General features: G+C 61.9%; 15 protein-coding genes, 1 tRNA gene and 3 rRNA genes. All 19 read left to right on the forward strand.

What is annotated here, in order from left to right; all coding sequences use genetic code 11:
- Positions 1–35: 35 nt before the first annotated feature.
- Entirely contained in the window at positions 36–1,400 is a 1,365-nt protein-coding gene (gene dnaA, locus TC41_RS00005) for a chromosomal replication initiator protein DnaA (RefSeq protein WP_014462902.1), read from the forward strand.
- A 226-nt stretch (positions 1,401–1,626) separates the two neighbouring features.
- Positions 1,627–2,751 (forward strand): DNA polymerase III subunit beta, encoded by a 1,125-nt coding sequence (gene dnaN, locus TC41_RS00010; RefSeq protein WP_014462904.1) that lies wholly within the window; start codon positions 1,627–1,629, stop codon positions 2,749–2,751.
- Positions 2,751–2,981 carry a S4 domain-containing protein YaaA gene (gene yaaA / locus TC41_RS00015; protein WP_014462905.1) on the forward strand — a complete coding sequence of 77 codons (231 nt, stop codon included), beginning with the start codon at positions 2,751–2,753 and terminating at the stop codon, positions 2,979–2,981. Before dnaN ends, yaaA begins: the two co-directional genes overlap by 1 nt.
- Positions 2,962–4,077, forward strand: coding sequence for a DNA replication/repair protein RecF (gene recF, locus TC41_RS00020; RefSeq protein WP_014462906.1), 1,116 nt, complete (start codon positions 2,962–2,964; stop codon positions 4,075–4,077). The genes yaaA and recF overlap by 20 nt, the downstream gene beginning before the upstream one ends.
- 78 nt (positions 4,078–4,155) lie before the next feature.
- Positions 4,156–6,069, forward strand: a complete 1,914-nt coding sequence (gene gyrB / locus TC41_RS00025) for a DNA topoisomerase (ATP-hydrolyzing) subunit B (RefSeq protein ID WP_014462907.1) — start codon at positions 4,156–4,158, stop codon at positions 6,067–6,069.
- Positions 6,070–6,124: 55 nt separating this feature from the next.
- Positions 6,125–8,584: a DNA gyrase subunit A gene (gene gyrA, locus TC41_RS00030; RefSeq protein WP_014462908.1), complete on the forward strand. Its 2,460-nt coding sequence runs from the start codon at positions 6,125–6,127 to the stop codon at positions 8,582–8,584.
- A 218-nt stretch (positions 8,585–8,802) separates the two neighbouring features.
- Positions 8,803–9,591 (forward strand): GNAT family N-acetyltransferase, encoded by a 789-nt coding sequence (locus TC41_RS00035; protein ID WP_014462910.1) that lies wholly within the window; start codon positions 8,803–8,805, stop codon positions 9,589–9,591.
- 122 nt (positions 9,592–9,713) lie between these two features.
- Positions 9,714–10,094 (forward strand): cytidine deaminase family protein, encoded by a 381-nt coding sequence (locus tag TC41_RS00040; protein ID WP_014462911.1) that lies wholly within the window; start codon positions 9,714–9,716, stop codon positions 10,092–10,094.
- 28 nt (positions 10,095–10,122) lie between these two features.
- Positions 10,123–10,464, forward strand: coding sequence for a hypothetical protein (locus tag TC41_RS00045; protein WP_148260075.1), 342 nt, complete (start codon positions 10,123–10,125; stop codon positions 10,462–10,464).
- Positions 10,465–10,720: 256 nt separating this feature from the next.
- Positions 10,721–12,260: ribosomal RNA gene (locus TC41_RS00050) — 16S ribosomal RNA — on the forward strand.
- Positions 12,261–12,368: 108 nt separating this feature from the next.
- Positions 12,369–15,314 (forward strand): 23S ribosomal RNA (locus TC41_RS00055).
- 258 nt (positions 15,315–15,572) lie between these two features.
- Positions 15,573–15,689: ribosomal RNA gene (rrf, locus tag TC41_RS00060) — 5S ribosomal RNA — on the forward strand.
- The 16S, 23S and 5S rRNA genes sit together here, the layout of an rRNA operon.
- Positions 15,690–16,078: 389 nt before the next feature.
- Entirely contained in the window at positions 16,079–17,563 is a 1,485-nt protein-coding gene (gene guaB / locus TC41_RS00065) for an IMP dehydrogenase (RefSeq protein WP_014462914.1), read from the forward strand.
- Between the two features lie 93 nt (positions 17,564–17,656).
- Positions 17,657–18,541 (forward strand): pyridoxal 5'-phosphate synthase lyase subunit PdxS, encoded by an 885-nt coding sequence (pdxS, locus tag TC41_RS00070; RefSeq protein ID WP_014462915.1) that lies wholly within the window; start codon positions 17,657–17,659, stop codon positions 18,539–18,541.
- A gap of 75 nt (positions 18,542–18,616) precedes the next feature.
- Entirely contained in the window at positions 18,617–19,198 is a 582-nt protein-coding gene (gene pdxT, locus TC41_RS00075; RefSeq protein WP_014462916.1) for a pyridoxal 5'-phosphate synthase glutaminase subunit PdxT, read from the forward strand.
- A 19-nt stretch (positions 19,199–19,217) separates the two neighbouring features.
- On the forward strand, positions 19,218–20,498 hold the full coding sequence (gene serS / locus TC41_RS00080) for a serine--tRNA ligase (RefSeq protein ID WP_014462917.1): 1,281 nt from the start codon (positions 19,218–19,220) through the stop codon (positions 20,496–20,498).
- Between the two features lie 18 nt (positions 20,499–20,516).
- Complete coding sequence (locus TC41_RS00085) at positions 20,517–20,990, forward strand: hypothetical protein (RefSeq protein WP_014462918.1); 474 nt, start codon at positions 20,517–20,519, stop codon at positions 20,988–20,990.
- Positions 20,991–21,036: 46 nt separating this feature from the next.
- A complete protein-coding gene (locus TC41_RS00090) occupies positions 21,037–22,749 on the forward strand; it encodes an ABC-ATPase domain-containing protein (RefSeq protein WP_014462919.1) in 1,713 nt (570 codons plus the stop codon).
- Positions 22,750–22,849: 100 nt separating this feature from the next.
- Positions 22,850–22,928 (forward strand) — tRNA-Arg (locus TC41_RS00095).
- The last annotated feature ends 365 nt before the right edge of the window (positions 22,929–23,293 follow it).

Here is a 23,293-nt window from a genome sequence, read left to right on the forward strand (position 1 = left end):
TGGACAAGTCCTTTCAACACTAGGGGGAACCTTTCGTGATGAGTACCAAAGTCGATCCGACCTACGATTCGCTGTGGAACCAGGTCCTCAAGATGGTTCAGGACAAGGTCTCCGGGCCTACGTACAGCACTTGGTTTGAGGACACCCACATCGTACAAATCGATGAGTCGGAGCAAACCGTCTACATCTCCGCACCCTCCACATTCGTACGCAACTGGCTGTCCGAACATTACACCTCCCTCGTTGAAATGCTGATGATGACCCTGATGGACCGCGAGTATCGGGTGCGATTTATCACAGAAGATGAAGTGAAGGCCCCCGCCGTGATCGTCCGGCGCGCGCCCGATCCCGTCGCAACCGATGAAGACACGGAGACGAACCTCAACCCCCGGTATACCTTTGACTCGTTTGTCATCGGCGCGGGTAACCGCTTTGCGCACGCTGCCTGCCTCGCCGTCGCGGAGCGCCCTGCGAACGCGTACAATCCGCTCTTTATCTATGGCGGCGTGGGACTTGGAAAGACGCACCTCATGCACGCCATCGGACACTACGTGCGCCAGCATTATCCAAATTTCAAAGTGAGCTACATATCCTCGGAGCGATTCACGAACGAGTTCATCGCCGCCATTCGAGACAAGAATCCCGACTCGTTCCGAGCTCGGTATCGCACCGTCGACGTGCTTTTGATTGACGACATCCAGTTCATCGCCAACAAGGAACAGACGCAGGAGGAGTTCTTCCACACCTTCAACAGTCTTCACGAGGTTGGAAAGCAAATCGTCATCTCGAGCGATCGCCCACCTCGCGAGATTCCAACGCTGGAAGACCGGCTTCGCTCGCGTTTCGAATGGGGGCTCATCACCGACATTCAACCACCTGATCTCGAGACCCGCATCGCCATCCTGCAGCGCAAGGCGAAAGCGGACGGCTTAGACGTTCCTGTCGACGTGCTCGCGTTCATCGCCAACCAAATCGACTCGAACATCCGGGAACTCGAAGGCGCGCTTACGCGGGTGATTGCCTACTCTTCGCTCGTCAAGGAAGATCTGAGCGTCCCTCTCGCCGAGGAGGCCCTGAAGGATTTGATTCACCCGAACCGCCCCCGCGCGGTCACGGTGAATCACGTCCAGAAGGTAGTAGCCGATCACTACGGCCTCAAAGTCGACGACTTGAAGGGCAAGAAGCGAACGCGAAATATCGCGTTCCCTCGCCAGATCGCGATGTATCTGACGCGCGAACTGACCGACCTTTCGCTGCCCCGCATCGGAGAGGCCTTCGGTGGACGAGATCACACGACGGTCATGCACGCTTGCGAACGGGTGCACGAGGAAATGATGAGGGACGACGAGCTGCGCGCGACCATCGAGCGGCTCAGCCAGGCGATACGAACGCTCACCTAACACAGGTTGTCCACAGGTCAACAGCGCGAAACAGTGAACTTATCCACAAAGTTATCAACAGGCTGTGCATGAAGACTGCGGCGAGATCGACGGGTTGTCCACATATCCACCGCGCTGATCATGATCACGACGATGATCAGGATCCTTCCTTACTTCTCCTGCTGATCCTGATGCAACGTCCGCGATGAAATCCGACGCTGCTCTGCACAGGGAAGGGAGTCGACGCATGGAATTCTCACTGCAAAAGCAGGCGCTCTTGAACGCCCTGCAGATTGTCTCCAAGGCCGTGGCTGTGCGAACCCCCAAACAGGTGCTGATGGGCATCCTGATCGAGGTTCACGAGGACGAGATCGTCGCAACCGCCTATGATCTCGAACTCGCGATTCAGACGCGTGTACCGGTCGGTGACGAAACCGGACTCCGCGTGCATCAAACGGGCGCCATCGTCCTGCCCGCTCGATATTTCGGCGACATTGTGCGCAAGCTCCCCGACACGGAAATTCATATACGCGTCGACGCCAACTATATGACGGAAATCTCCGCGCAAAGCGTGGAATTTCACCTTCATGGCATCGATGCCGAGGAGTTCCCCGAATTGCCGAGCTTCATGGGCTATGAGAGTATGCAGATCCCTGCTACAACGTTGGGGCGGCTCATCGAATCCACCGTTTTCGCTGCGGCCACGTCGGAGGTCCGGCCGGTATTGACCGGCGTGTCGATCACGTCGGATCCCACGCACCTCACGTTCATCGCCACCGACGGCCTGCGGCTCGCCCAGCATCGCGTGCCCCAGGCGGATCTGCCCGAACGCCAGGTGGTTATCCCGGCAAAGTCGCTCTCCGAGTTGGCGAAGATCTTGCCGGAGGACGAGACGCCCGTGGAGATGGTCCTCACGCCGAGCCACGGCCTTTTTGTGGTCGGCTCGACGCGGTTTTACACTCGCCTCCTGGAGGGCACGTATCCCGACACTTCACGGCTGATTCCTCGCTCGGCGCGCACACAGGTGGTGCTGGACGGAGACGCGTTTCTTCACGCCATCGATCGCGCCGCACTCATCGCCCGCGACAAAGACAATCACATGGTGCGCCTCGAGGTGACGGGCGATACGCTCACGGTGACCTCGCATTCCCCGGAGGTCGGAAACGTCTCCGAGACGCTGAGCGCCCTGCGCAAGGAAGGCGAAGATCTGCAGATTGCGTTCAACGGGCGGTACGTGATCGAAGCCGTGCGCGCACTCGACGCCGCCGAGATCGCCATTCGATTCAACGGGGCGAATCAGGCCTTCGTCATCGAGCGAAGCGGCGATCCGTCCATGCTGCAGCTCATCTCGCCGATACTCTGGAGGTCGTGATGGACGTTCACATTCGAGGAGAGCACATCACATTGGGTCAACTGTTAAAAAAGGTGAGAATCGTGGCCTCGGGCGGCGAGGTCAAGTCGTTTCTCGCCGAAGGGCGCGTGCGCGTCAACGGGGCCACGGAGACGCGGCGCGGCAGGAAACTGCGCGACGGCGACGAGATCGAAGTGGAAGGCGCGGTGTATCGCGTGGTGAGCGAATCGGATGGACATCCGGCGCGTTGAACTCCACGACTTTCGCAACTATGCGAAGGCCGAGATCGAATTGTCGCCAGGGGTGAACGTGCTCGTCGGCGAGAACGGCCAGGGAAAGACGAACGCGTTGGAAGCCATGCTGCTCATCGCTGTGGGCAAGTCACACAGGGCGCATCGGGATCGCGACCTCATCCGCTGGGAACAGGACCGCGCGCGTATCCTGTTGGAGGTCTCGACGCGGTACGGAGACCGGCGCCTGATGCTGGAACTGGGGCCGGAGGGGCGCAGGGCGTTCGCCAATGGCGTTCAGGTGGGGCGGATGACCGAGTTTGTCGGCCAAGTGCAGGTGGTGCTCTTCGCGCCGGAGGATCTCGATCTCGTGAAGGGTAGTCCGCGCGTCCGGCGCAGGTTTCTCGACACGGAACTTGGGCAGCTGGAGCCCTTGTACCTTCACCACCTGAGCCTCTACAATCGCGCGCTTTTGCAGCGAAACCGTTGGCTGAAGACCGCTTCGCTGTCCCCGGACGACGACGTGCTCGCCACGTTCGACCATCAGATTGCGTTTCATGGTGCGCATGTGATTCACCGGCGCCTACGGTTTCTCGCGCGGTTGCGCACATACGCCGCCCGCATCTACAGCGACATCGCGAGCGGCCGGGAGGAGTTTGCGCTCTCGTACCGAAGTTCCGTTTCCGGCGTCGAGGAAGACATGGGCGTCGAAGACATGACAGAAATCTTACAGCGCGCGCTCCAGAAAAACCGGGCGCAGGATCTGCGCTTGGGCACCACGAGCGTCGGTCCTCACCGGGACGACGTGCTGCTCTTTCTCGACGGCCGAGAAGTCCACACGGCGGCCAGTCAGGGACAGCAGCGGACCATAGCGTTGTCGCTTCGGCTCGCCGAGATCGACTTCATGCGCGAGGAGCTCGGCGAGTATCCCGTGTTGTTGCTGGATGACGTCCTGTCCGAACTCGACGATCTCCGCCAGCGCAACCTCGTACTGGGCATGAGCCGCAAGGTGCAGACGGTCATCACCACGACCAGCCTCAATCGGCTGGGCCAGGAGCTGGACGATTTCCGGCTGTTCCGAGTTTGTTCTGGTATAATAGCCGAAGAACGCGTCTGAAGTGCGGAAAACTCGGCGATCCTGAGAGGATGGGCGCCGAGCCGCTTTTTGTTGTGTTCTGAGGCGGAGGGAACTTCTTTGGCGGATCGAATACCGGAACAGGTTTACGACGAGTCGCAAATTGAAGTCCTGGAAGGGCTCCAGGCTGTGCGCAAGCGGCCTGGCATGTATATCGGCTCGACGAGCGCGAAGGGGCTGCACCACCTGGTGTGGGAGATTGTTGACAACGCCGTCGATGAAGCGCTCGCCGGGCGATGCACGCGCATCGTGGTGCAGGTCCACCCGGACAACAGCGTGACCGTCATAGACAACGGGGCCGGGTTTCCCGTGGGCATTCACCCGAAGACCGGAAGGCCCGCGGTCGAGACGGTCCTGACCACGCTGCACGCGGGCGGCAAGTTCGGTGGAAAAGGATACAAGGTTTCGGGCGGTCTGCACGGTGTGGGTGCCTCCGTGGTGAACGCGCTGTCGGAGTGGATGCGCGTCGAAGTGCATCGCGATGGCCGCATTTATGTGCAGGAGTACGAGCGCGGCACGCCGCTCTACGACCTGAAGGTCATAGGCACGACGGACAAGACGGGGACGAAGGTCTCGTTCAAGCCGGATCCCGAGATCTTCACGGAGACCACGGTGTTCTCGGCCGAGACACTCATGAACCGTCTACGCGAACTCGCCTTCCTCAACGCAGGCCTGGAAATTGTGTTTGAGGACGAGCGGGAGGGCGGCAAGCGCGCGGTCTTCAAGTACGACGGGGGTGTCGCAGAGTTCGTCCGCTGGCTGAATCAGTCGAAGGACGTGCTGTTTGATGATCCCATCTACGTCTCAGCGGTGAAGGACGACGTGGCGGTCGAGATCGCCCTCCAGTACAACGACGGGTATACGGCGACGGTCTACTCGTTCGCGAACAACATCAACACGGCGGAGGGCGGCACGCACGAGGCCGGCTTCAAGAGCGCACTCACGCGCGTGATCAACGACTACGCTCGGCGATACGGCTTCTTGAAGTCAAACGACAACAGCATGACGGGCGACGACGTCCGCGAGGGGCTGACCGCCGTGGTGAGCGTCAAGGTTCCGGAGCCCCAGTTCGAGGGCCAGACCAAGACGAAGCTCGGCAACAGCGAGGTCCGCGGCATCGTCGAGACGCTGTTTGCCGAACGGATGCAGATGTTCCTTGAGGAAAACCCGTCCATCGCGCGGAAGATTGTGGACAAGTGCATTCTCGCGGCGAGGGCGCGCGAGGCGGCAAGGCGCGCGCGCGAGTTGACGCGCAGCAAGAAGATGGACGTGACGAGCCTCCCTGGCAAGCTGACCGACTGCAGCTCGAAGGATCCGGAGCGGTCCGAGCTGTTTCTCGTCGAGGGAGATTCCGCGGGCGGATCGGCCAAGATGGGGCGAGATCCGCAGACGCAGGCCATTCTGCCGCTGCGCGGGAAGATCATCAACGTGGAAAAGGCTCGCCTGGACAAGGTGCTGGCGAACGAGGAGATCCGCGCCATCATCACCGCGTGCGGGACGGGCATTGGCGACGACTTCGACATCTCGAAGGCCCGGTATCACAAGATTGTCATCATGACGGATGCGGATCACGACGGGAGCCACATTCGCATTCTGTTGCTCACGCTCTTCTACCGGTTCATGCGGCCGCTCATCGACGCGGGCTACATCTACATCGCCCAGCCCCCGCTTTACAAGATCGAGAAGGGCAAAGTGGTGCGGTACGCCTATTCCGATGCCCAGCTCGAGCAGATTTTGCAGGAGATGGGCCGTGAAGGCGTGCGGCTGCAGCGGTACAAGGGGCTCGGCGAGATGAACGCCGATCAGCTCTGGGAGACGACCATGGATCCGGAGTCGCGCACGCTGCTTCGCGTCACGATGGAGGATGCGATGGACGCGGACATGATCTTCAGCATCCTCATGGGGGACAAGGTCGAGCCGCGGCGGGATTTCATCGCGGAACACGCGCGATTTGTCCGCAATTTGGACGTCTGACACGGACACACGGGCGACGCTTGGCCCGGGTGGAACCAGATGAGAGGTGGCATGCATGGCAGACGAGAGCAGCTCTCGCGGCATTTTGCCGGTGGACATCAGCCAAGAGCTGCGCAATTCGTTTCTTGATTACGCGATGAGCGTCATCGTCGCCCGGGCCATTCCGGACGTGCGCGACGGCCTAAAGCCTGTGCATCGGCGCATCCTGTACGCGATGTACGAGGCAGGCATGACGCCGGACAAGCCGTACAAGAAGTCGTCGCGCATCGTCGGCGACGTGCTGGGTAAGTTCCACCCGCACGGCGACGCCGCGGTGTACGAGGCCTTGGTGCGGCTGGCGCAGGATTTTTCGACGCGATATCCGCTCATCGACGGGCACGGGAACTTCGGATCCATCGATGGCGATACGGCTGCGGCCATGAGGTACACCGAGTCGCGCATGTCCGCCATCGCGCTTGAACTCCTGCGGGACATCAACAAGGAGACGGTCGACTTCATTCCCAACTACGACGAGCAGGAAGAAGAGCCCGTCGTCCTGCCGTCCCGCTTCCCGAACCTTCTTGTCAACGGATCGAGCGGTATCGCCGTCGGCATGGCGACGAACATCCCGCCGCACAACCTGCGCGAGGTGATCGACGGCGTCGTCATGCTGATCGACCGTCCGGACGCGACGCTCGACGACCTGATGACGGTCATCAAGGGCCCGGACTTCCCGACGGGCGGCGTCATTTTAGGCCGCGAGGGGATTCGAAAGGCCTATGAGACGGGCCGAGGCTCCATCACCGTGCGCGCGGTCACCCATTTCGAGGAGCTCTCCGGCGGCAAGACGCGCATCGTGGTGACAGAGATCCCGTACCAGCAGAACAAGGCGCGCATCGTGGAAAAAATTGCGGAGCTCGCGCGCGAGAAGAAGATCGACGGCATCACGGATCTTCGCGACGAGAGCGATCGGCGCGGCATGCGCGTCGTGATCGAGCTGCGCCGCGACGTGCGCCCACAGGTTGTACTGAACAACCTGTTCAAGCACACGGCCCTGCAGACGAGCTTCGGCGTCATCAATCTGGCGCTGGTGAACGGCGAGCCGAAGGTACTCACGCTTCGCGAGACGCTCGAGCACTATCTGAATCACCAGCGGGACGTCGTCCGCCGCAGGACGCAGTACGATCTCGCCAAAGCCGAGGCACGGGCCCACATCCTGGAAGGTCTGCGTATCGCGCTCGATCACCTGGACGAGGTCATCTCGCTCATCCGCAGCTCGCGCACCGTCGACGAGGCGCGCCAGGGACTCATCTCGACATTCGGGCTGTCGGAGGAGCAGGCCCAGGCCATCCTGGACATGCGCCTGCAGCGGCTGACGGGCCTCGAGCGGGAGAAGATTGAGGCGGAGTATCAGGAGTTGCAGCAGCGCATCGCCGAGCTCAAAGCCATCCTCGCAGATCCGAAGCTCCTAGACGGCGTGATCCGGCAGGAGATCCTGGAGATCAAGGAGCGGTTCGGCGACGAGCGTCGCACGCGCATCGTGAACGCCGAGGGCGACATTAGCGAAGAGGATCTCATCCCGGTGCACGATGTCGTGATTGCCCTGACGCACCGCGGCTACATCAAGCGGCTGCCGCTCTCCACGTACCACAGCCAGCGCCGCGGCGGGCGAGGCATGACGCTCATCAACGCCCACGAGGAAGACTTCGTCACCGGGCTGCACGTGACGTCGACGCACGATTACCTGCTCTTCTTCACGAATCGCGGCCGCATGTATGCCATCAAGGCCTACGACGTGCCGGAATTTAGCCGGCAGGCGCGCGGAACGCCAATCGTGAACCTGCTCAACATCGAGCAGGGCGAGAAGGTCACCGCGATGATCCCGGTCAAGTCGCTCGATCCGGCCGAGATCGGCGACACGTACCTGTTCTTTGCCACGCGCCAAGGCATCGTGAAGAAGACGCCGCTCGCCGAGTACTCGAACGTGCGCAAGAACGGGCTCATCGCCATCAACCTCCGCGACGACGACGATCTCGTCGGCGTGAAGCTGACGGACGGCACGAAGGAGATCATGATGGTCACGCGCAACGGGCTCGCCATCCGCTTCCCGGAGACCGATGTGCGCCCCATGGGCCGCGCTGCGACCGGGGTCAAGGGCATCTCGCTCAGCGAAGGCGACGAGGTCATTGCCATGGACGTGGCGGAGGACGATCACGACGTACTCGTGGTCACGTCTCGCGGCTACGGCAAGCGCACGCCGGTGAGCGAGTATCGCGCGCAGTCGCGCGGCGGCAAGGGCATCAAGACGCTCAACTGCACGCCGAAGAACGGGCATGCCATCGAGATGTGCATGGTGACGGAAGACGACGACGTGATGATCGTCACACAAGCTGGCGTGGCGATTCGCATCCACGTGCGAGATGTCTCCACGCTGAGCCGGAACACGCAGGGCGTGCGCCTCATCAACGTCGATGAAGGCGTCGAGGTGGCCTCCGTCAGCCGCGTGGTCAAGGACGACGAGGATTCGGAGCCGTGATGGCATGGGGCGCGCTTGGATAGAGGCGCGCCCTTCTGTTACGATGCGAGTGAGGAGGCGGTGTCGGTGCAGAACGCGTTTTGGGATTTTCTCGTGCACACGAGCGCGATGTTTCTCGCCTTTGCAACGTTTGTCGGGCTTTGCTTTATTGTGGTAAACGCCATCGTCAAGGAGAAGTGAGGCCGTGAGGCGCTGGTCGAGACGAGGAGAGTGACCGCATGTTTCGAAGGCTGACAGCGTCCGATCACGACCGCGTCGTTGCCTACTTGTCGAAACGGCCGGCGCTTCACACGTTTCTCACGGGCGACATCGAGCGGTATGGTTACGACGCGCCCTTTCAAGAGGTGTACGGGTATCTGACCGACGGACGCGTGACCGCGGTTCTACTGCGTTTCTATGGAAGCTACATCTTTTCGACGGAGGGTCCCGACGCCGTAGAAGACGTTGTCCGCATGCTGCAATCGAACACGGCTTGGACGATGGTGCAGGGAGATTCCGTGTCGCTGAGCCTCCTCCAGGACGTGGGCGGATTTCAACCGCGGCAGGTGCGGGAGTTTGCCTTTGCCGAACGCCCGCCGGGTGCGCCGAGACCCTTTGTCGACACCTCGGGAGTGTACCAGGCGACGGTCGATCACGTCGGTCAACTGTGGCAACTGCGAAAGAGTATCGCGGAGTTTGCAAACAGCAACACGACCGAGTTGTCGCTTCGCCAATCGTTCGAGTCCGGCGACACGCTGTGTTTCTACGTTCCCGGAGAGCGCGGCGAGATGGCGGCGTCCGCGAGCGCGGTGGCCGAGAACACGTGGACGGCGATGGTCGTAGGCGTGTGCACGCGCCCCCTGTATCGAGGACTGGGCTATGCCACGCGGTGCGTGGCGAAGCTGTGCGACGTCTTCGATGAGCGCGGCAAGACCCTCTGCCTGTACTACGACAATCCCAACGCTGGTGGCATCTATCGCCGCCTTGGTTTCGCCGTGACGAGCGGGTGGACGCAGTTTTTCAGGTAAATCTCCAGCGTGGTGCGGTGAATGGCTGGTCGCGGGGGAACGAGGGTGTAGGCCGCGATGAGCAGGAAAACGGATTCACCTTTGCGCGGAGTCCGCTACAGCGAAGTGATGGAGGCGCGCCGATGACGTTTGATGAGCTCATCGCCAGAGCCCAATCCGTGCACGGGTTTCGGCAACTTTCTCCAGAGGCGACGGCCGGATCCGTGGCGGCGGCGCTCGAGACGGATCAGGGACACGTGTATGTGGGTGTGTGCATTGATACGGCGTGCTCCCTCGGGTTCTGCGCCGAACACGCGGCCGCGGCGGCCATGATCACGGCGGGGGAAAACCGCGTGGCCCGGATGGTGGCGGTGGGCCGGGACGGCCGGATCTTACCGCCATGCGGGCGCTGCAGAGAGTTCATTCGCCAACTTCATCCCGACAACCGGGAGGCCGAGGTCATGGTGGCGCCGGGCGTCATTGTGAGGCTGGGAGAGCTTCTTCCCCATGATTGGCTCGCGTGATGGCGCATGGTGTGGAAGGGGGAGCGCAGTGAAGCCTAAGACTTTGGAGGATGTGCTTCGGGATCCGGAATTCCGACGACAATATCCGCCGGAATTTCTGAAGGTTCTCGAAGACCCGAAGTTCCGCCAGGAGTTTCAACAATTCTGTGCGTGGGCGGAATCGCTCATCGATATGAAGAACATCGGCAAAATGAGCCTGGACGAGCTGGCAGAGTCGGTGGCGGAGCGACTTTGGGGTGTCATGCTCACCATGTTGGAGCGGCAGGTCATCGAAACGGAGCGCGCTGGACGTGACGCGTCGCATCTTAGAGCGTGGCTTGCAAAGCACGGACGATTCCCTGAACAGGAGGACGAAGAAGGAGACGCTTGAGCGCAGGCCACGAGGGCATCAAGCGCCCGTTGCCTGATCCATCAGTGCGTTTGCGCTTGAGCATTCCTGTTTTTCCTCGTATTTTTCTCCGCGATCCCGCTTGACACAGAGGGGGAGGCGGTGATAGTATCATTTTCGCCGCCCGCGAGGCGGCAGGAAATCCGCGCGGTGGCGCGGGAATCGCTCCTTGAAAACTAAACACACGAGACCACCAAGCCCGTAAGTCCTTGTGACCGAACGGTCAGGATAAAGCACTTGGATTGAGAGTTTGATCCTGGCTCAGGACGAACGCTGGCGGCGTGCCTAATACATGCAAGTCGAGCGGACCTCTTTTGAGGTCAGCGGCGGACGGGTGAGGAACACGTGGGTAATCTGCCTTTCAGACCGGAATAACGCCCGGAAACGGGCGCTAATATGCCGGATACGCCCGCGAGGAGGCATCTTCTTGCGGGGAAAGGCCCGATTGGGCCGCTGAGAGAGGAGCCCGCGGCGCATTAGCTAGTTGGCGGGGTAACGGCCCACCAAGGCGACGATGCGTAGCCGACCTGAGAGGGTGACCGGCCACACTGGGACTGAGACACGGCCCAGACTCCTACGGGAGGCAGCAGTAGGGAATCTTCCGCAATGGGCGCAAGCCTGACGGAGCAACGCCGCGTGAGCGAAGAAGGCCTTCGGGTTGTAAAGCTCTGTTGCTCGGGGAGAGCGGCATGGGGAGTGGAAAGCCCCATGCGAGACGGTACCGAGTGAGGAAGCCCCGGCTAACTACGTGCCAGCAGCCGCGGTAAAACGTAGGGGGCGAGCGTTGTCCGGAATCACTGGGCGTAAAGGGTGCGTAGGCGGTCGAGCAAGTCTGGAGTGAAAGTCCATGGCTCAACCATGGGATGGCTCTGGAAACTGCTTGACTTGAGTGCTGGAGAGGCAAGGGGAATTCCACGTGTAGCGGTGAAATGCGTAGAGATGTGGAGGAATACCAGTGGCGAAGGCGCCTTGCTGGACAGTGACTGACGCTGAGGCACGAAAGCGTGGGGAGCAAACAGGATTAGATACCCTGGTAGTCCACGCCGTAAACGATGAGTGCTAGGTGTTGGGGGGACACACCCCAGTGCCGAAGGAAACCCAATAAGCACTCCGCCTGGGGAGTACGGTCGCAAGACTGAAACTCAAAGGAATTGACGGGGGCCCGCACAAGCAGTGGAGCATGTGGTTTAATTCGAAGCAACGCGAAGAACCTTACCAGGGCTTGACATCCCTCTGACGGGTGCAGAGATGCACCTTCCCTTCGGGGCAGAGGAGACAGGTGGTGCATGGTTGTCGTCAGCTCGTGTCGTGAGATGTTGGGTTCAGTCCCGCAACGAGCGCAACCCTTGACCTGTGTTACCAGCGCGTTGAGGCGGGGACTCACAGGTGACTGCCGGCGCAAGTCGGAGGAAGGCGGGGATGACGTCAAATCATCATGCCCCTGATGTCCTGGGCTACACACGTGCTACAATGGGCGGTACAAAGGGAGGCGAAGCCGCGAGGCGGAGCGAAACCCAAAAAGCCGCTCGTAGTTCGGATTGCAGGCTGCAACTCGCCTGCATGAAGCCGGAATTGCTAGTAATCGCGGATCAGCATGCCGCGGTGAATACGTTCCCGGGCCTTGTACACACCGCCCGTCACACCACGAGAGTCGGCAACACCCGAAGTCGGTGAGGTAACCCCGAAAGGGGAGCCAGCCGCCGAAGGTGGGGTCGATGATTGGGGTGAAGTCGTAACAAGGTAGCCGTACCGGAAGGTGCGGCTGGATCACCTCCTTTCTAGGGAGAAGGACGGGGCTTGCGGGTTTGGGGGGTTGGGTGTGTTTAGTTTTGAGGGAGCGAGAGCTCTCTCGGAGGACCTTGGCAAGTGCATAGGGAGAAAGGCAAGGTGAAGCTAGGAAGGGCACACGGTGGATGCCTAGGCGCCAAGAGCCGAAGAAGGACGGGGCGAACGCCGAAATGCCACGGGGAGCCGTAAGCGGGCTGAGATCCGTGGATGTCCGAATGGGGGAACCCGCTGGCGGGAAGCGCCAGCAGCTTAAGGCCGAAAGGCGTTAAGCGGGGAACCGGGGGAAGTGAAACATCTCAGTACCCCGAGGAAGAGAAAGCAAACGCGATTCCGTGAGTAGTGGCGAGCGAAAGCGGAGGAGCCTAAACCGCATGCGTGGGAAAGGCTGCAGCCGTTGCGCATGCGGGGTAGAGGGGCTGTTTGCGGCGAGCTGCAGGGTAGCCAGCCCGAGTGGGTGCGTAGGAGAACGGTCTGGGAAGGCCGGCCAGAGACGGTGAGAGCCCGGTATCCGAAACGCGCGCACGAGGGTGGAAACAGACCCCGAGTACTGCGGGACACGAGGAATCCCGTAGGAATCTGGGAGGACCACCTCCTAAGGCTAAATACTCCTTGGCGACCGATAGTGAACGAGTACCGTGAGGGAAAGGTGAAAAGGACCGCGGGAGCGGAGTGAAAGAGAACCTGAAACCGTGTGCCTACAAGCAGTCGGAGCACCGAAAGGTGTGACGGCGTGCCTTTGTAGAATGAACCGGCGAGTGATGCGGGCGAGCGAGGTAAAGGCGGAGGAGCCTAAGCCGAAGCGAAAGCGAGTCTGAAGAGGGCGTGAGTTCGTCCGCATCGACCCGAAACCGGGTGATCTACCCCTGGTCAGGGTGAAGTGCGGGTAACACCGCATGGAGGCCCGAACCCACTGGCGTTGAAAAGCCAGGGGATGAACTGGGGTAGGGGTGAAATGCCAATCGAACCCGGTGATAGCTGGTTCTCCCCGAAATAGCTTGAGGGCTAGCGTCAGGGGATGAGTTGTGGAGGTAGAGCGCTGATGGGGTGCGGGGCCCGCGAGGGCTACCAAGCTTCGTCAAACTGCGAATGCCACAATGTCGAGGAACCTGGCAGTGAGACTGCGAGCGATAAGGTCCGTAGTCGAGAGGGAAACAGCCCAGACCCGCAGCTAAGGTCCCGAAGTTCCGGTTGAGTGGGGAACGATGTGGCGCTGCGAAGACAACCAGGATGTTGGCTTAGAAGCAGCCATCATTGAAAGAGTGCGTAATAGCTCACTGGTCGAGTGGCGCTGCGCGGAAAATGGAACGGGGCTAAACCGGACACCGAAGCTCGGGATGGCGACATGGTAGGGGAGCGTTCCATGTGCGGGGAAGCTGAGCCGGAAGGCGAGGTGGAGCGCATGGAAGTGAGAATGCCGGTATGAGTAGCGAAAAGAGGGGTGAGAATCCCCTCCGCCGAAAGCCCAAGGTTTCCTGGGGAAGGCTCGTCCGCCCAGGGTCAGTCGGGACCTAAGGCGAGGCCGAAAGGCGTAGCTGAAGGAGAACAGGTTGACATTCCTGTACCACCGTAGGCGCTTGAGCGAAGGGGTGACGCAGGAGGACGAGGGAAGCGGCCGGATGGAAGAGGCCGTCCAAGCAGCGAGCGTGGGGTGTAGTGAAATGCGCACCCTGGGAAGCGTGAGCTGTGATGGGGAGGGAAGGACAGTACCGAAGTCCCGACGTTCACACTGCCGAGAAAAGCCTCTAGCGAGCCGAAGGTGCCCGTACCGGAAACCGACACAGGTGGGCGCGTGGAGAACACGAAGGCGCGCGGGAGAACTCTCGTTAAGGAACTCGGCAAAATGGCCCCGTAACTTCGGGAGAAGGGGCGCTCTTCCTGGAGGAAGAGCCGCAGTGAAAAGGCCCAAGCGACTGTTTAGCAAAAACACAGGTCTCTGCGAAGCCGAAAGGCGACGTATAGGGGCTGACGCCTGCCCGGTGCTGGAAGGTTAAGAGGAGGGCTTAGGGGGTGTACCCCCGAAGGTCCGAATCGAAGCCCCAGTAAACGGCGGCCGTAACTATAACGGTCCTAAGGTAGCGAAATTCCTTGTCGGGTAAGTTCCGACCCGCACGAAAGGCGTAACGACTTGGGCGCTGTCTCAACGAGAGACCCGGTGAAATTGTAGTACCTGTGAAGATGCAGGTTACCCGCGGTTAGACGGAAAGACCCCGTGGAGCTTGACTGTAGCCTGATATGGGACAACGGTGTTCCATGTACAGGATAGGTGGGAGACGGAGAAGCTTGGGCGCCAGCCTGAGTGGAGTCGGCGTTGGGATACCACCCTTGGGACACGGTTGTTCTAACCGGCCTTGTGAGGACGCGAGGCGGGACAGTGTCAGGCGGACAGTTTGACTGGGGCGGTCGCCTCCTAAAGGGTAACGGAGGCGCCCAAAGGTTCCCTCAGCGCGGATGGAAATCGCGCGGAGCGTGCAAAGGCAAAAGGGAGCTTGACTGCGAGACGGACAGGTCGAGCAGGGACGAAAGTCGGGCTTAGTGACCCGGTGGTTCCGAGTGGAAGGGCCATCGCTCAACGGATAAAAGCTACCCCGGGGATAACAGGCTGATCTCCCCCAAGAGTTCACATCGACGGGGAGGTTTGGCACCTCGATGTCGGCTCATCGCATCCTGGGGCTGAAGTCGGTCCCAAGGGTTGGGCTGTTCGCCCATTAAAGCGGTACGCGAGCTGGGTTCAGAACGTCGTGAGACAGTTCGGTCCCTATCTGCCGCGGGCGCAGGATACGTGAGAGGGGTTGTCCCTAGTACGAGAGGACCGGGATGAACCGACCGCTGGTGTACCAGTTGTCCCGCCAGGGGCACCGCTGGGTAGCCAAGTCGGGAAGGGATAAGCGCTGAAAGCATCTAAGCGCGAAGCCCGCCTCAAGATGACGTATCCCATTCCGTGAAGGAAGTAAGACCCCTCGAAGACGACGAGGTGGATCGGTCTGGCGTGGAAGCGCAGTGATGCGTGGAGCGGACAGATACGAATCGGTCGAGGGCTTCACCTGAAAGGCTCCCTATGCACGGTGGCAAGGGCCAAGAAGACAGATGTGAAGCGACATGCGAGCGAGTAAGGCGCAGAAGCGCCGGCTCGGGACGCAAGCTTCGCAGAGAAATCTGAGGCGAAGAGAGACGTGAGCGGGTACGCTTGAAAGAGCGACTCGCAACCGAGCTTCGCCGACGATACAGATGCGAAGCGACATGCGAGCGAGGAGATCTGCAGGCCGAAGGCCGAAGCCCTCCGAGCGAGCATGGAGCGAAGCAGGTCTGGTGACCATAGCGGAGGGGCAACACCCGTACCCATCCCGAACACGGACGTGAAGACCTCCAGCGCCGAGAATACTGGGAGGGCAGCCTCCTGGGAAGGTAGGTCGTTGCCAGGCGAGTGACAAAGGTCAGGCACATCAGCCTGGCCTTTTGTCGTTTGTGCTGAGAACCTCCTCCCTGCGCAGGGCGAGATGCAGCGGTGGACTCTCTCATGCGCGTGAGATGACCGATTGGTTCGGCCAGCACCCTAGGACCCCGCTCATCCCAACCGGAAGCGAAGTGCGAAGGGCGGGCAGATCTGCAGGCCGAAGGCCGAAGCCCTGCTCCCGCCCTTCGCACGAAGCTCTAGACGGTTTTGTCATCTTGACAAATGTGTGACCTTCACTCCTGAAGGCGCGGCAGCTCAAAAATCCGCGCATTGACACCCCCATAGCCGGTTGTTATACTGCTCACAATATTTTCGGGACGCCATGCGTAGAGCGCGAGATGAAGAGGAGGAACCATCGTGACGAGCGCCTGGGAACACAAATTTGTGGGGGAAGCCCTGACTTTCGACGATGTGCTGTTATTGCCAGCTCACTCGACCGTTCTTCCGCGGGACGTAGACGTCTCCACCCGGTTGACCACGGATATTCGCCTCAACATCCCTATCGTGTCCGCCGCTATGGACACCGTGACCACTTCGCCGATGGCCATCGCGATGGCGCGCGAGGGCGGGATCGGCATTATCCACAAGAACATGTCCATCGAGGCGCAGGCCGAAGAGGTCGATCGCGTCAAACGCTCCGAGAGCGGCGTCATTACCAATCCCATCTATCTCACGCCGGACAAGCCCCTGCGCGACGCGGAAGCGCTCATGAGCAAGTACCGAATCTCGGGTGTTCCGATTGTGGAATGCGGATCGCAGAAGCTCATCGGCATCATCACGAACCGGGATCTGCGCTTCGAGCGGGACGATTCACGACCCATCGGGGAAGTCATGACCCGCGAGAATCTCATCACGGCGCCGGTGGGAACGACGCTCACGGAAGCGAAGGAGATTCTTCAGCGGCACAAGATTGAAAAGCTTCCGCTTGTCGACGCCGAAGGAAACCTGCGCGGTCTCATCACCATCAAGGACATCGAGAACGCTCGTCGATTCCCGAATGCGGCGAAGGATTCGCAGGGCCGTCTTTTGGTCGGTGCGGCGGTGACGGTATCGCCGGACGTGATGGATCGCGTCGATGCGCTCGTGGCGGCGCACTGCGACGTGATCGTCGTGGATACGGCGCACGGGCATTCGGAGTTCGTGCTCAAGGTGGTGCGCGAAATTCGGTCGCGCTATCCGGATATTCAGCTCATCGGTGGCAATGTGGCGACGGCGGCGGGCTGCGAGGCGCTCATGGATGCCGGCGTCAACGCCGTGAAGGTCGGCATCGGTCCGGGATCCATCTGCACCACCCGGGTGGTGGCGGGTGTGGGCGTACCACAGATCACGGCGATTTACGATTGCGCGAATGTGGCGCGCAAGCGTGGAATTCCCATCATCGCGGACGGCGGCATCAAATACTCTGGCGACATCGTCAAGGCCATCTCGGCCGGCGCAAGCTCGGTGATGATCGGGAGCCTGCTTGCGGGGACGGCGGAGAGCCCGGGCGAGATCGAGATCTACCAGGGCCGGCAGTTCAAGGTGTACCGCGGCATGGGCTCCATCGGTGCCATGCGGGCCGGATCGGGCGATCGCTACTTCCAAGGGGACAATTCGGAAGGGGACACGAAGAAGCTCGTGCCGGAGGGCATCGAGGGGCGCGTGGCGTACCGCGGACCGGTGAGCGAGACGCTGTATCAGCTTGTCGGCGGCCTGCGTAGTGGCATGGGCTACACGGGGTGCGCGACCATCCAGGAACTGCAGGAGAAGAGCCAGATGGTGCGGATCACGTCGGCGGGTCTCCGCGAGAGCCATCCGCACGACGTGCAGATCACCAAAGAGGCGCCGAACTACTCGATTTGACGTGGAAAGCGGGTCTACGCTGTACTACAATAATCGTTAGGTCTTCAACCACTCACCGGTCGGTTCCGGTTGCAATACAGAGGGGGATGCGGCATGGCGAATGTCGGCACGGATCGCGTGAAGCGCGGTATGGCGGAGATGCAGAAGGGCGGCGTCATCATGGACGTCGTCAACGCGGAACAGGCGAAGATCGCAGAGGCGGCCGGCGCTGTCGCGGTCATGGCGCTGGAGCGGGTTCCGTCGGATATCCGCAAGGCGGGCGGCGTGGCCCGCATGGCCGATCCGGCCATCATCGAGGAGGTCATGAACGCCGTCTCCATCCCGGTCATGGCGAAGTGCCGCATTGGGCACATCGTGGAGGCGCGCATCCTCGAGGCGATGGGCGTCGACTATATCGATGAGAGCGAGGTGCTCACGCCGGCCGACGACAAGCACCACATCGACAAGACCAAGTTCACCGTTCCCTTCGTCTGCGGCGCGCGAGATCTCGGCGAGGCCCTGCGCCGCATCGCCGAGGGGGCCTCGATGATCCGCACCAAAGGCGAGCCGGGCACGGGCAATATCGTCGAGGCCGTGCGCCATCAGCGCATGATGCAGTCGGCCATTCGCCGCGTCCAGGCGATGTCTGAAGACGAGTTGTACGCTGAGGCGAAGAATCTCGGCGCGCCGTACCATCTTCTCAAGCAGGTGCACGATCTCGGCCGCCTGCCGGTGGTCAACTTCGCGGCGGGCGGCATCGCCACGCCCGCCGATGCCGCGCTCATGATGGAGCTCGGTTCGGACGGCGTGTTCGTGGGGTCCGGCATCTTCAAGTCGGAGAATCCAGAGAAGTACGCGCGCGCCATCGTCCAGGCCGTGACGCATTATCAGGATTACGAACTGTTGGCGCACCTGTCCAAGAACCTCGGGCAGGCCATGCAGGGCATCGATCTCGCCACCCTGCGCGAGGAGGAGCGCATGGCGGTTCGCGGTTGGTGACGCGCAGACGATACGCCTGCGAGAGCCGGGGGCGAAGGCCCGCCGGCTCTTGCACGTGAGAGAGGAGGATGGGCCATGAGGATTGCCGTCATTGCGGTGCAGGGCGCGTTTCGGGAGCACATCGCGGCCTTGAGGTCGCTCGGGGTGGAGGCCTACGAGGCCAAGTGGGCGCGAGATCTCGAGGGCGCCGACGGCGTGATTATCCCGGGCGGTGAATCGACGGCCATCGGCAAGCTGATGCGGGAGTACGACATGCTGGAGCCCGTCCGCGAACTGGCTCGCGCGGGCAAACCCATCTATGGCACGTGCGCCGGGATGATTGTCCTCGCGAAGCGCATCGAGGGGGAGGACACCGTCCACCTCGGGCTGATGGACGTGACCGTGCGCCGCAACTCGTTTGGGCGGCAGCGCGAGTCGTTTGAGGCCGAGATCGACATCCCGGCCATTGGCGCGCCCCCATTTCCCGCCGTGTTCATTCGCGCGCCGCACATCGTGTCCGTGGGCGAGGGCGTGGAGGTCCTCGCGACGTACGAGGATCGCATCGTGGCCGTGCGGGAGGGTAATCTCCTCGCCACGTCGTTCCATCCGGAGCTCACGGACGACTACCGCCTGCACCAGTATTTCTTGAACATGGCGCAGGCGCCGGTGGCACATTGACTCGAGCGCGAGGTGTGACATGTTAGATATCCGAGCCATTCGGCAACAACCCGACGTGTTTAAAGCGAAGTTGAAGCGGAAGAAGGTCGATCCGGCCGAGATCGACCGGCTGCTCGAGGCGGACGCCAAGTGGCGCGACGCGCTCGCCGAGGTGGAGCGCCTCAAAGCGCTGCGCAACCAGACGTCTGAGCAGATTGCGCGCAAGAAGCGGCAGGGGGAGGACGCGAGCGAGGACATCGCGCGGATGCGCGAAGTATCGGACCGGATTCAGGCGCTGGACGACGAGGTGCGCGAATGGGAGCGGCAGGTGCGGGATCTGCTGCTCGCGCTGCCGAACGTGCCGCACGACTCGGTGCCGGACGGCGAGTCGGAGGACGACAACCCGGTCATCAAGACGTGGGGAGAAATTCCACAGTTCTCCTTTGAGCCGAAGCCGCACTGGGAGATTGCGGAGGCGCTCGACATCGTCGACAGCGAGCGCGCCGTCAAGATCACCGGCAGCCGCTTCGTGCTGTACAAGGGTCTCGGCGCGCGGCTGGAGCGGGCGCTCGCCAACTTCATGCTCGACTTCCACGTGGAGCGGCACGGCTACACGGAGATGTTTCCGGCGTTCATCGCCAACGAGGAGAGTCTCATCGGCACGGGCAACCTGCCGAAGTTCGGCGACGAGATGTTCAAGATCGAGGGGCTGCCCTACTATCTCATCCCGACGGCCGAGGTGCCGCTCACGAACTACTACCGGGACGAGATTCTGTCCGCGGATCAACTGCCGGTCAAACTCGCGGGTTATTCTGCATGCTTCCGCTCGGAGGCCGGATCGGCCGGAAAGGACACGCGCGGGCTGATTCGGCTGCACCAGTTTCAGAAGGTAGAGCTCGTCAACTTGTGTCTGCCGGAGCAGTCGTACGAGGTCCTGGAACAGCTGACGCGCGAGGCGGAGGCCGTGCTCGAGGCGCTCGAGCTGCCGTACCGCCGCATCGAGATTTGCACGGGCGATCTTGGCGCGAAGGACGCGAAGAAGTACGACATCGAGGTCTGGCTGCCGGCGCAGAACCGGTACCGCGAGATTTCGAGCTGCACCAACTTTGAGGACTACCAGGCGCGGCGAGCCAATCTGCGCTTCCGGCGGGAGGAGCGAAGCAAGCCTGAATTCGTGCACACGCTGAACGGCTCGGGCCTCGCCATTGGGCGCACGGTGGCGGCCATCCTGGAGAACTACCAGCAGGAGGACGGATCGGTCCGGATTCCGCGCGCGCTCGTGCCGTACATGGGTGGGATCGAGCGGATTGCAAAGGGCTGAGCCTGGGAGGAGTGTCGGGTGCGAATCTCCAACTTCCGCGTCCGGCTGTCCGCGGACGACCTGAATTCGATGATCGCCGAGTTCGCACCGGACGTCCCGCTGCGCATTCTCGCCATCCAGCCGGACGGCGTGCGCGGCCAGTTCAAGTTTCTGATGTGGAACATCGACTTCGCGGCGCGGCCGACGTGCAGCGCGGACAAGGGCGAGATTTCCATCGAGATTTCGGCGCGCAAGCTCGTGAACATCCCGCCGGCTCTCGTGCAGATGAGCCTGCAGGAGGCCATGAAGGATGCGCCGCAAGGCATCGAAGTCTTGCGCCAGAGCCTGCGGCTGAACGTCGCGAGCCTGCTCGAGCCGCTCGGCATCGCGCTCAAGCTGAACGAGTTCACGTGCACCGAGGGCGCGTTGGTCATCGATCTGGCCCGCGTCGAGATCGACATGAAGGGGCGCACTTCGGAACTCCGATCCATGTGGAAGCGACGGGGGGAGTAGCGGCAAGTTGAATCGAGGCGTGCGTTCGGAAACCAGGCGCCAGCCCATGGAGGCGCTGCGGCGCCAATTGCAATCCATCGACGGGCGCGGGTACAAGGCGTACGAGGTCCTCGAGGGCGCGTACGCCTTCTCGTCGTTCACTCTCGCTATCGATCACGTCCAGGGCGATCCGTTCGCGGATCCGTCCAAGGTGCGGGTCCTTGTGACGCGGACCAAGACCGCCGTCGGGGACGCGTGGATCAACGCGCCGTGGCGCCGCATTCGCTGCGAGGACCTGCTTGCGCGGCGCGTGGACGAGGCGCTGCGCCGCCTGCCAGGTCGGGCGCGCGGCACCGGCAAGAGCGGGCTCATCGCCATCGACGCGCCGGGGCAGAAGGTGCTGGAGCGGACGGCGGTGCAGATTGGGCGGGACGAGATCGTCATCTGCCTGTCGGTCGGTCTGCCAGCCGCCGGGCGGCGCGTGCTGGCGCGGGAAGCGGAGGCGATGCTCTTCGAGCAGATTCCCGCAGCTGTGGAGCGCGCCGTGTACGGCCTGCGCGAGGAGGAGATCCGGGCTGCGGTGGAACTGGCGGATCAGCAGCAGGCCGTGCGCCAGTATCTGCGCGATCACGGCTTCGTGGCCTTCGTCGCCAACGGCGCCATCCTGCCGCGCGAGAGCGGCGTCAGCGACAAGCCGCTGCGCCGTGGCGCCGTTCCCTTTCAAAGCCCGCCCGAGCTCGAGATCTCCATCCCCGTGCCCCACCGCGCAGAGCCGCTTCGCGGCATGGGCATTCGCCGCGGCGTCACGCTCATCGTCGGCGGGGGCTTCCACGGCAAGACGACGCTCCTCGAGGCGCTCGAGCACGGCGTCTACGATCACGTCGCGGGCGACGGGCGCGAGTTCGTCATCACCGACGCAGGAGCCGTGAAGATTCGCGCCGAAGACGGGCGCAGCGTCGCCGACGTCGACATCTCGCCGCTCATCGGCACGCTTCCCCACGGGAAGAACACGGCGCGTTTCTCGACGGAGGACGCGAGCGGGAGCACCTCGCAGGCGGCGAATTTCGTCGAGATGATGGAGGCGGGCGCCACAGCGTTTCTCATCGACGAGGACACGAGCGCAACGAACCTCCTCGTCCGCGACGCGCGCATGCAGGCGCTGGTGGCGAAATCGGGCGAGCCCATTACGCCCTACATCGACAAGGCGAGGCAGTTGTTTGACGAATACGGCATCTCTACCGTGCTCGTCGTCGGAGGACTGGGCGATTACTTCGACATCGCCGATTGCGTCATCAAGATGGAGGCGTACGTGCCGCACGACGTCACCGCGGAAGCAAAGCGCATTGCGGCCGCCATGCCCACCGCTCGCCGACCCGAAGGCGGGGGCTCGTTCGGCGCCATCCGCCAGCGCGTGCCGCAGCCCGACAGCTTGAACAGCCAGCGTGGCCACAAGGCGAAGGTGGCGGCACGCGGGCGATATGCCATCCAGTATGGCGCCACGGACATCTCCCTGCACGCGCTGGAGCAGCTCGTCGACGACAGCCAAACGCGCGCCATCGCGGCGGCCCTGTTGTACATCGAGCGCAAAGGCTGGCTGGCAAAAGGGCTCACGGTCCGGGAGATCCTCGACGCCATGGAGGCGCAGTGGGATCAGCACGGCCTGAGTTCCATCTCGTTCCGCCAAGGCCATCCGGGCGATCTCGCCCGGCCACGCCGGTATGAACTCGCAGCCGCGCTGAATCGGCTGCGGACGCTGAGGTGTGAGCAGCGCGAGGGATGACGGATGGGTTTTGACCGGGGCGCCGGACCCAAGGCGAGTGTGAATTTCCTTTGCCGACGCGCCCCGCGCTGGGGTATAATAATGGCGCGATTCCGCATGTGCACCCGTAGCTCAGTAGGATAGAGCGGTGGTTTCCTAAACCGCGTCTTGCGCAGGTTCGAGTCCTGCCGGGTGCGCCAGAAAGTCCGTAACGGCGAGGGATCTAGACCCTCGCCGTTTTACTTCAGTCGTCGCCTTCTGCCCTCTTTCTGCAACAACATCACATGCATGAGCACGGGATTATGGAATCGTCTCTAAAGGAGGAAGTCGGACGGTACGCTATGCTTGAAAGGCCCGAGACATCTCGACAATCTCCGCCTGATTTCCGAAGGTGGGAAAGGCCACGCCATCGACTATGATCCACACGTCCCATCGGTTACGAGGAGAGTTGGTCCTTCTGAATGCCATAAAATCGGTGGATCAAAACGGCTCGGAGCTTCCTAGTGTTCTGCTTGCATGGAATCAGGTGGAGGAATCCTCTAATGCACGGAGAGGATGAGAGTGA

The organism is Alicyclobacillus acidocaldarius subsp. acidocaldarius Tc-4-1 (genome assembly GCF_000219875.1).
GTDB classification, from domain to species: domain Bacteria; phylum Bacillota; class Bacilli; order Alicyclobacillales; family Alicyclobacillaceae; genus Alicyclobacillus; species Alicyclobacillus acidocaldarius_A.